A 10,605-nucleotide genomic window follows, 5' to 3' on the forward strand; every position below is an offset into this window, starting at 1 on the left:
CGGAAGTTGAGCTTCGTGGCGGCGGTCGCGTTCATCGGTCCCCTCCTGGGCGGAGGATACCGCAACGCGCACCGCCCGGGTCAGCCGCAGCGGCGCTCGGCGACGACGATCGCCACGTCGTCGGACGCCGGCGCGCCGCCGCGAAACGCGACGAGCGCGTCGACGAGCCCATCGCGGATGGCGACCGCGTCGGTCCGACGGCAGCGGCCGAGCAGACGGCGCAGACGGCGGCTGCCGAACGTGCGCCCGCCGGCATCCGTCGCCTCGACGAGCCCGTCCGTGTACCAGACGACGCGGTCTCCGTCGGCGAGCAGCGAGGTCGTCTCGTCGTAGTCGGCCGCCGCGTCGACACCGAGCGCCGGCCCCCGCGCCTGAAGCTGCGCGAGCCCGCCGCCGGCGCGCACCAGGTAGGGCAGAGGATGTCCCGCGCTCGCCAGGGTCACCGTCCCGGCGCTCTGGTCCAGCAGGCCCACCGAGCACGTCATCGTCGCGTGTTCGGATGCCGCGTCGATCACCGATCGGTTGAGCGCCACGAGCAGAGCGCGCGGCGTCACCGACGAGCGCGGATGCGCGCTGCGCACGATGACGTCGCACGCGCCCTTGACCACGCCGGTGAGCAGCGCCGCGTCGACCCCGTGGCCGATGGCGTCGGCCACGACTACCACCACGCGCTCGTCGTCGAGCGCGTAGCTGGCCCACCAGTCGCCGCCGACCTCGTCGGCCGCTTGGCAGTAGCCGACGACGCACAAGCCGGGGTAGGCCAGCGCCGACCGCGGAGACCAGGCGCGCTGGAGCCGGCCGGCGGCGCGCAACGTCGCGCGGTGCGCGTCGGAGCGAGACCGCTCCCGTGCGAGCCGATCGACGAGTTCCTCCACGCGGGCCTCGAGGACGGCGCGCAGTCGGTGGCGGTCGGCCTCCATCTGGCGGTAGTGCTCGCTGATCCACGAAAGCAGGTGGCCCCACGCCTCCGGGGCCGGCGCCACCTCGGGGCGCGGGACGCCGAGAAGGTCGAGTTGGCGGAGCAACAGCGGATCCAGCGCAGTCATGAGCGTACGGAGGCTGACAGGACGTTCATCCGAGACAGCACATTCCGTGCCGGCGACCACCGCCGGCAAGCCCGCAGAGTCACACGCCGCGGCCCGCGTTCGCGCGGACCGCCGACCCCAGCGCGGAGGGCGCGCCTCCCCAAGGGCGGGCGTTTGCGCGTTTCTGGACTTGCCGCACCGCACAATCTACAGTAGCCATCGCGCATCCCATGCTGGCCGTCATCGGTAACGTGCTCGCCGGAATCGTGGCCGTGAGTCTGTTCACGGCCACGTTGCGGCTGTCGAAGTAACGGCGACCGGGCGCGCGAGCCGGCGGCGTCCCGGCCGGCCGCCAGCGGCTCGTCACGGCCAGCCCATCGCCCGACCACATCGGGTAGACTGCCGCCTCCGGAGTTCGCCCGTGGCCCGCCCGCGCACACCGTCACAAGCCCTGCACACCGTCCTCACGGTCGACAATCTGACCCTGGCGGACATCGAGGCGGTGCGCCTGCTGCTCCGCGGCGGCTCGGTCATCGACTGGCATCGCCTCGACTTCGAGGACCACGCGAGCGTCGACCGCTTCCTGCGGGTCAACGAGTTCGACCCGGACTCGGCTGCAGACATCGATCGGATCGAGGCGATCCGCGCCGAGGCGGTCGAGTACCTCGCGCGCAACTACTCGTTCCACATCCCCGACGACGTGGCGACCGGCGTACCCGCGCGCGACCTGTTCCTCATGGCCTCGCGCAAGGGGAAACGCCGGACGTGGGCGTGCGTGGTGTTGAAGGTGATGCACATCATCCACCACCTGCGCGGGCGCGCCACCGCGATCCACTTGCCGATCACCGACGAGCGCCTGTTTCAGGCCGTCGAACTGAAGGTCATGCACATCGTCGACGAGCTGCGCGCCACCGGCTACCCGATCTACGAGTTCCAGTGGAGCCGCAAGCCAGTCGATTCGCTGATCACCAAGCTGCTCGCCAAGCGAACGACCCTGGCTGCGAACATCTACGACAAACTCCGGTTTCGCCTGATCGTCCGCGAACGCGACGACCTGCTGCCGATGCTGGCGGTACTCACGCGCCGGTTGATCCCGTTCAACTACGTGATCCCGGGCGAGTCGGTCAACCACCTGGTGCCGCTGCGCGAGATCATCGAGACGACCCCGGCACTGCGCGCGTTCGCGGATGAACTGCAACCGGAGACGTCGCTCGAACGGCGCCAGGACGAGCGAGCCGCGGGGCCGGTCAACGAGTTTTCCGGCAAGGACTACAAGATCGTCAACTTCGTGGCCGACCTGCCCGTCCGCCTCAGTGCGGTGCTGGACGACGAGGCGGCCCGCGCGCGCGCCGACAGCCACGTGTTGTTCGCGCTCACCGAGTTCCAGCTGTGCGACCGCGCGACGGCGGAGAACAACGAAGTCGGTGAAAACAGCCACGACGTGTACAAGCAGCGCCAACTCGAACGCGTGCGCAAACGCCTGATGCGCGGCGCGCGCGTCCGCGCGCCCACCGGCGCCGGCGACGCATGACCGCGGCGCCGGTGCGCGGCGGGCGGGCGCGGGCGGCGTGGTGCGCCGCTACCGGCGGTCCTGGACCGGCAAGGTCTCGCGCAACTTGAAGGTCTCGCCGGGACTCACCACGATCGGGTAGTGAAACCGCTGCGTGCCCACGACAAACGTGACTCGGTGCTTGCCGGGTTTGAGCGCGATCTTCGCGCGCGGGGCGATCGGCGTCATCTTGCCGGTATCGCGGCCGTCGATGAACACGCGCGCCCACGGCGTCGTCCACGCTACCAGATAGCCGACGTCCGCCGCCTGAGGTGCGCGGTCTGACGCGGGCGCGTCGCCGCGCGGCGCCGGATCCGAACCGCGCTCGTCGCGCCCGCGCCGCGCGGGTTGGTCGACAGCGCCGCGGGCCGCGGCGGCGCCGGCGGACCGGTCGGCGCGCTCGCGTGCACGCGATGTACGAGCAACCGTCTTGGCGACGAACGCGCGGAAGCTGGACGACTCGCGCACCGCCCGGGTCGCCCCGTCGTCTCCGTCCCGGCGTCCCGATGACGTCGGCTGTGGCGCCGGTTCGGGCCGTACCACTCGCGTCGTCCGCTGGCCGGGCGCCAGCCGCACCGAGAACGACTGGATGCCGGCATCGCCGCGCACGATGCGCACCTCGTGGTCGACGCCGGGCGACAGCACCATTGGCTCGCTTGCGGACTCGGCGGCGACCTGCTGCCCGTCGAGGAACACGGTCGCGCCGTCGAGCGCCCCGGCCAGACGCAGAAACGACGGCGGCGGCCCCGCGCGTTGGAGCGTGCATGTGACGATCTCCAGCGCAGCCGGCGCCAGCCGCAAATCGCGCACGCAGTCGGGTGCCCCCGCACGGCGGACGACGACGCGGTACGCGCCCGGCAGCAGCCGGTCGAGCTTGAATGCGTCGCCGCCGGCCACCTCGCCGACGCGCTGGCCGTTGACGAACACGTCCGCCGGCTCGCCGTCGGGCACGGTCACGGCGAGCGTCGCCGTGGGCGCCGGCGCGGATTCCGCCGGGCGGCCACGCAGAAGCGCGAACCGTACCACGGCGAACACCGCGAGCACTCCGACGGCGATGCCGAGCCCGACGCCGACATCTTTCATCAGGCCGCGACGGCGGGCGGTGCCGGCCGGAACGGCGGCCACTGGCGCCACCGGCTCGGTCGGCCCGAACTGCAGCACCGGGTGTGCGCGGCGGACCTCCTCGACAACCGGAGGCAGTTCGGACACGACGAGCGCGTCGTCCGCCGCCCCGGGCGAACCGGCCAGTTGCGCCGGCCCGGACTCGGCGGGGGCGACCACCTTCGCCGCGGTCGGCTCGTCGGCGATCGCCGGTGCACGCGGCGGCGGGACCGGCGGCGCCGGCGGCGTCGCGGCGCGGGCGGCCGCGCCGCGCGGCGATTCGTCGACGGTCAGCTCGCCGAACACCTCCGTCGGGCCATCGTCGAAGTCGCTCGTCGCCCGCCGCCCGCGACCGCCGTCGACCAGGCTGGCTACCGGCGCGTCGAGGGTGTCGCTCCCCGGGCCGGCGTCGGCGCGCACCCGCCCGTCCGGGCCGATCGCCCGATAGCGCTCGAGCATCTTGCGCTCGCGTTCGCGCTCGGCCGCGAACATGTCCTTGAGCCACGCGCCGAGCGCCTTGGCGGTGAACACGCGCTCCTGCTTCATCAGAACCTGCTGCAAGTCGGCCTGCATCTCGCTGGCCCACTGGTAGCGGTCCTCGGGGTTGCGCGCGAGCGCCTTCATCACGATGCGCTCGAGCTCTTCGGGGATGTTCCGATTGAAATGGGACGGCGGAAAGATCGATACGTTGCGAACCTTCTCGAGGGTCGAAAAGTCGCTCTCGCACTGAAACAACCGCTCGCCGGTGATGCACTCGTACAGGACCGTGCCGCAGGCGAAGATGTCGCTTCGGCGGTCGAGCGCCAGCCCGCGAACCTGCTCCGGGGACATGTATCCGAACTTGCCTTTGAGCACGCCCGCGACCGTCTTCGACGATCGCGACGCCGCCTTGGCGATGCCGAAGTCGATGAGCTTGACCTCGCCCTCGTACGAAATGAGGATGTTCTGCGGCGAGCAGTCGCGGTGGACGATGTTCATCGGCCGGCCGAGCGCGTCGCGCTTGCGGTGCGCGTAGTCGAGGCCCTCGCAGACCTTGGCCATGATGAAGCAGGCCATGGCGATGTCCATGGTCTGCTTGTGCTTGCGCAGCCGATTCTGGATCTGGAGCAGATCCTTGCCCCAGATGTACTCCATCGCGATGAAGTGCGTGCCGTCGATGCGGCCCAGCTCGAAGATCTGGCAGATGTTGGCGTGCGCGAGCTGGCCGGCGATCTTGGCCTCGTCGACGAACATGTCGATGAAGTCCTTGTCCTCGCCCATCGACGGCAGAATTCGCTTCACCGCGATGATCTTCTCGAAGCCCTCGACGCCGAAGCTCTTGGCCTTGAAGACCTCCGCCATCCCGCCGACGCTGATGCGATCGAGCAGGATGTATTTCCCGAACGGGACAGGCTGCCGCACGGCAGTTATGAGCCTAACACAATTCGTGGGCCACAATCCCCGGTTGGTGTCCCCCACTCCCGCCGGTTCGCTCGGTAATTTCAGGGACAGAGGTCGATAGACCCGGGTCTATCGACCTCAAAACTGGCCGACGAGAATGACTTGCCAACCCGTTTCGGTGGGTTGCGCGATCAAGGCGGTCTCCGCCGCGGCGTCGCGTGCCCGCGCCCGGCGATAGCCCCACACCCCGTCGATCACGCCGAACGCGTACCACGCGGCCAGTCCAACCGCGGAGCCCAGGTTGACGCCGCGCAACACCCGGGCGTCGTCGAACCGGTCGCGGCCGCTGCCGTCGACGCACGTGTCGCCGCGATCGTCGCACAGGCGGCGCAGCCACACGTAGCTGGCCACGTTGGCCGTCAACAGCGCTCCGCCGGCGCCGGCCAGCACCCACGCCTTGACCCGATCGCCGTTTTGCACCTGGCCCGCGGGCGGCAACCAATTGAGCCACCAGCGCCGGCGCGGTCGCGCGCGCGGCCGGTAGCGCGACAGCAGCGCGGCGTGTTCGACGCGGACGTCGTCGAAAAACCGGATGGCCTCGGGCGGGACGACCGCGGGGTCGAGCACCGCGTCGGGGTCGAACTTGAGGTACTCGAGGAGCGCAGCCTCGGCGCGGTCGCGCTCGCCGAGGAAAAACAGCGCGAGGCCGTAGACGCGCCACGCCTCGGCCCGGATCGCCGGTGCGAGCGTCGCGCCCGCGACGACGACGCGCGCGGCGATGCGTTCGGCCTCGGCGTAGTCGCCCCGCACCAACGCATCGGCGGCGACCTGCACGTCGTCGGCCCCGCCGGCGCGCGCGGCGTGCGGTGCGGTGACGGCGATCGCGACGGCGACGGCGACGGCGCGCGCGGTCACGGGGCCATCACGTCGTCGAGCGCGGCGACCGCGATGTCGGCCACCTGCGCGAGTACCATGCGGGCGACGGCCGTGTGGCGGTCGCCCCGACTGCCGACAATCGTATCGGTGCGAGCGACGCGATCGAAGCGGACGCGCCCGTCCGGCCCATAGGCGACCACGCGCACCCGGCCCCGCGCGATGAGCACGCCGGCCCAGCCGAACGTCACGTCCTGCACTCGCAGCCACAGCGCCCCGCGCGCCCCGACGGCGGCCACGCGGGCGGCCACCTCGGCCGGGGACGGCGGCGCGCCCGGCTCCGGGACCGGGCGGCCCGCGGCGACCGGCCGAAATCCCAATCGCGCAGCGATCTCGGCCGCCGCGTCGGTGGCCAGTGGAGCGATGTCGACGGCGCCACCCACCGCCGCACCGGCCGCCGGCCACACGACCAGCGGCGGCGCGGCCGCCACCGGCGGCCCCGCGCCCCGCAGCCGGACGACCGTCGGCGGCAGGCGGATCGGCTGGCGGCGCGCCGCTCGCCGGCGCTCGCGCGCCGCCAGCGCCGCGCGCAGCGGGCGCCGAAGGCGCGCGGCGGCGCGGTCGACCAGCGCATCCAGTTCGTCGCGCGGAGCGGTGGCGGTCGCGACCGTCGCGACCGTCGCGCCGGTCTCCGGATCGCGGACGGACAGGTGCACGGCCACGGCCCCTCGCGACCCGCCGACGAGACGCCCGTCGACGACGAGCGCGACGTCGACGGGCACCGGATCGTCGAGCGACAGCGCACGCGCGCGGATGCCGGGCGCCCCGCCGAGCGCGCGCGCCAGCGCCGTCGCGGCGGCCCGGCTGTACAGCGACAGCGATCCGTCGGACACGGTGAACGGCAACACCGCGACGAGGTGGCGGGCGGGCGGGCGCGCGGCCGTGGCGCCCGCCGCGGGGGACGGCGGGACGGCCGGATCCCCTGCCGCCCGGCGCAACGGTGCGACGGTGGTGACGAGCGCGATCAGCGCGAGCGCGGCGGGGCGCGTCACTGGATCGGACTGTAGCACCGCCGCGATCGTGGCGGACGTCCGCTGCACCGGCGCCGTCACGGCGGCGTCGCCGGCGCCAACAGCGTGAACGCGCCGCCGGGTCCGGTCGCCGCCTCGGCGATCGGCGCGACGGCGGCGGATGCGCCGCACGCGCCGCACAACAGCCGCACGATGGCGCCTTCGACGCCTCCCGCGATCGCGGGGCTGGTGATCTCGCCCGTGATGGCGACGGCGGCCGGCACCGGAAGAGCGCCCAGGTCCACCGTCCCGGCCGCGGGCGCCGACAGCGCCGTGCGCCACGCGGCGGTGCGCGCGCCGGGCTGGGCCGGAACGACCAGCTCGTACTCGCCTCCCGGTGCGACCGCGAGCGAAACGCCACCGTCGGCCGCGACGACCGCCCGCGGCGTCGGCGCGGCGGCAGCGGCCAGCGGGCCGCGGGGCACCGCATACACGGTCGCGCCAGCCAGCGCCGGAGGCACGGCGGCGCGGACCTCGACCGGCGGGCCGACCACCAGCTCGCCGGGCGCCGGCTCGCCGGCGCGCAGGTCGACCGCCAGGATCGCCGCGGTCGCGGCGCCGCCCGCCGCATCCGCCGGCGCCACCACCGCAACCTGGTACAGCGCGGCGGGCAGGTCGACCGGCCCCACCGAACCAGCCGCATCGGCGACGGTGACGACACGGGCGACGCCGGCCGCCGTCAGCGGCTCGCCGCCGGCCGGCGTGACCGTACCGGCGTTGGCGATCGCGGCGGCCGTCCAGACGGCCGTCGCGCCGGCCAGCGGCGCGGTTCCGTCCGGCCCGACCAGCGCGAGCGTTTCCCGGCGCACGGCGGCGCCGGCGTAGCGGATCGCCAGTGGCGCCGCGGGCGACGCCACCAGCCCCGCGCTGTCCGGCAACTCGAGGACCGGGATCCCCGCGTCGGCCGGCACGACCGTCACCGCAGTCGCGCCGCCGGCGTGGACCCGCAGCGAGAATGCGCCGGCCGCGTCGGTCACGGCGACCGTCGACGGCACGCCGCCGACGGTGAGCGAAACGCGCGCGCCCGCGACCGGGCTGCCGTCCGCGCGGGTGACCGTGCCGGTGATGGTGTCGGCCGCGGGCACACTTCGGTCGCCGCCGATCGCGACCGCGTCGACGTCGCGCAGGGCGACGGGCGCGACGTCGGCCGCGGTCGGGACGACGAGCAGATCGTAGCGCATGGGTTGTATCGTCATCGAAAACGCGCCGTCTACGCCGGCGAACGCCTCGACGGGCGCGAGGGGGGCGGACGCGGACGGCACGGCGCGCACGTACGCGGCGAGCGGCTCACCAGCGGGTCCGAACAGGTGCCCGGCCGCGACGAGCCCGGGGTCGACGACCCGCGGGCCGATGTAGTAATCCGCGCCGGCGGCGACCGTGACGTTCTGCACCTGCGGCGGAATGCCCTGGTCGGGACGCGGGATGACGACGAGCCGGTAGCTGGCGGTCGCCGCGCCCGGGTCGACGACGTTGAAACGGGCGAGCGCACCGTCGCACGCGAGCGCGCCGACGCGGCCGTCGAGTTCGGCCCGATACGTGCCGGCCGCGGCGGCGACGAACTGGACGCGGCTGCCCGCCGCGTCCTGCGGCGTCACGGCGACGGGCGCGCCGCCGCGCGTGACGCGCCACTCGTACTCGGCGACGCCCGTGCCACCGAACGCGCTGATCGTACCGGTGAGTTCGACGACCTGTCCCGTTTGCGGCGACGTCGGAGATACGGACAGGACCATTTGGCAGTAGGCCGGGCTCGCGTCGCCGGTGCCGGTGCCCGCGTCGGTCGCGCCGCCGCCGTCTGGCGGCCCGGAGGCCAGGTCCCCGGCGCACGCGGCGAGCGCGGCGGCGACGAGGGCGGCGGCAAGCCGCGCGATCGATCGGCCGGTCATCGGACCTCCACCTCCCACGTCACGCGCTGCACGCAGCCGTCCGCGGCGATCGAACACACCGGCGCCGCGTCGTCACACGGCAGCGCCCGCACGATTCGGTCGGCGACTTCGACCCGCAGTTCGATTCGGTCGCCGGGCGCGTAGGCCACGGGGTCGACCTCCACCGCCGGCAGCGCGTGCCCCGCGCGCTCGACGCGAACGCCGCCGGTGCCCGGACCTGCGATCCACCAGCGAAACGTCGCCGTGCCGCGGTCGCCGTCCGGATCGTCGGGCGCGAGCGGATACGGGTCGAGCTCGTCGTCGACCGCGAGCACCGCGAAGCGGCGCGGGCCTGCCGCTCGGTCGACGACATAGCGGGCATCTGCGACGGCCGGCGGCTCGGTCGCGGCGATGCACGGGGGCCGATCCGGCTCGACGAGCAGCGCTCGGGTGGCGCTCGCGGTCGCCTGCCCATCTGACACATCGACCTGGACCTCCCACAGGCCGGTCGCATCGGGCCACAGGTGGTACTCGACGTCGCTCTTCCGCTCCCAACGCAGTCGGTCCGGAGACGAGCCGGCCACCGGGCGCAGCGTCCACTGCACGGACAACGACTCCGGCGGGTCGTCGTAGTCGGTCGGCGTGGCGAACAGCGCGATGCGCCGCCCCACCGTGAAGCCGCCCGACGCGGTGCCGGGCCCCTGAGCGGCCAAGCCGACCTCCGGGGGCCGGTTGACCACCGCGAAGAACTGCGACGTGGCCGCCTGTGCGCCGTGCGTGTCCACGACGACCAGCTGGACCGCGATGAGCCGCCGCTCGCCGACCGTCGCCGAAAACGCTGGCGTCGCGGCGGCCTGGGTCGCGAACGGAGCCGGATCGCACCGGTTCTGGGCGTCGCAATAGCGCGCGGCCCACTCGTAGCGAAGCGGGTCGCCGTCCGGGTCGGCACTCTTGTGCGCGGACAGGGCCAGGACCGACCCGACATACAGCGGCGCCGCCGCATCGACCACCGCAATCTCGGCGACGGGAGGCCGGTTGATCGGGTCGGTGTACAGACAGCCGGCGCCTGCGGCCGCCGCGGCGAGCACCGCGAAACGCATCGCGACGGTGCGGTGTGCAACGGCCGGGCCGACCACCGCGCGACCGCCAACCGCGCGGGATCGCGATCCGCCTGCGCCGTGCGCGGGGTGCGACTGCGACAGACGTGTCACGGTCGAACGCACGCGAGCCGAGGGCGATCGACGAGACGGCAGGCGGCGCGCGCCGGCACGCGGACGAAGGCATCGGCCACCGCGCGCCCGTCGCGCACCAACTGCACCCGGTGGCGCCCGGCGGGAAGGCGCAGGGCGTCGCCGGGACGATAGCGGCGGCCCCGGATGACCGCCGCGTCGGCGTGCACGGCCACCGTCACCGTGACGTCGGGCAACACGGATCCGCGCAGCGCCACGACCTGCCCCGGAGCGACGGCCCGCGTCGTCCGCCAGGCCGGGGCGCCGGGCCCCTGCGTGCATTCGAACGTGTGCACCCCCGCAGGGACGGACAAGGCGACGTCGCGCCGCGCCCGGCCGCGCGGCGCCCCGTCGATGTACACGTCGCACCATGCGTCCATGTCGAACGTGACCCGGGCGGGCGGAGCCGCCGACGGGGGCGCCGCGTCGGGTGACCGGTCGTCCGCCGGCCGCGGCCCCGCGCCGCCGGCGGCCGGCCGCGCGCTGCCGTCCGCCGGCCGCGCGCCGCCGCCAGCC

Annotated in this window: 6 protein-coding genes and 2 pseudogenes; 2 read left to right on the forward strand and 6 right to left on the reverse strand. The window is 73.9% G+C overall.

The window, feature by feature from the left end; genetic code table 11:
• Positions 1 to 80: 80 nt before the first annotated feature.
• Positions 81 to 1,046 carry a hypothetical protein gene (locus D6689_06125; protein RMH43095.1) on the reverse strand — a complete coding sequence of 322 codons (966 nt, stop codon included), beginning with the start codon at positions 1,044 to 1,046 and terminating at the stop codon, positions 81 to 83.
• 355 nt (positions 1,047 to 1,401) lie between these two features.
• Here D6689_06125 and D6689_06130 point away from each other — a divergent pair, with 355 nt between their 5' ends.
• Entirely contained in the window at positions 1,402 to 2,556 is a 1,155-nt protein-coding gene (locus D6689_06130) for a TIGR04552 family protein (GenBank protein RMH43096.1), read from the forward strand.
• Positions 2,557 to 4,119: 1,563 nt separating this feature from the next.
• Here D6689_06130 and D6689_06135 read toward each other — a convergent pair.
• Positions 4,120 to 5,076, reverse strand: a pseudogene (locus D6689_06135) (serine/threonine protein kinase).
• 680 nt (positions 5,077 to 5,756) lie between these two features.
• Here D6689_06135 and D6689_06140 point away from each other — a divergent pair.
• Positions 5,757 to 5,930: pseudogene (locus D6689_06140) on the forward strand (cell division protein ZapC).
• Positions 5,931 to 5,966: 36 nt separating this feature from the next.
• On the opposite strand, the gene D6689_06145 reads toward D6689_06140, so the two are convergent.
• From D6689_06145 to D6689_06160, 4 genes are all read right to left on the reverse strand, one after another.
• On the reverse strand, positions 5,967 to 7,139 hold the full coding sequence (locus D6689_06145) for a hypothetical protein (protein ID RMH43097.1): 1,173 nt from the start codon (positions 7,137 to 7,139) through the stop codon (positions 5,967 to 5,969).
• Entirely contained in the window at positions 7,037 to 8,881 is a 1,845-nt protein-coding gene (locus D6689_06150; protein RMH43098.1) for a carboxypeptidase regulatory-like domain-containing protein, read from the reverse strand. Before D6689_06150 ends, D6689_06145 begins: the two co-directional genes overlap by 103 nt.
• A complete protein-coding gene (locus D6689_06155; protein ID RMH43099.1) occupies positions 8,878 to 9,996 on the reverse strand; it encodes a hypothetical protein in 1,119 nt (372 codons plus the stop codon). The genes D6689_06150 and D6689_06155 overlap by 4 nt, the downstream gene beginning before the upstream one ends.
• Positions 9,997 to 10,067: 71 nt before the next feature.
• A partial coding sequence (locus tag D6689_06160) for a hypothetical protein (GenBank protein ID RMH43100.1) occupies positions 10,068 to 10,605 on the reverse strand: 538 nt, incomplete at its 5' end.

It is taken from the genome of Deltaproteobacteria bacterium (assembly GCA_003696105.1).
In the GTDB taxonomy this organism is placed as follows: domain Bacteria; phylum Myxococcota_A; class Polyangia; order Haliangiales; family J016; genus J016.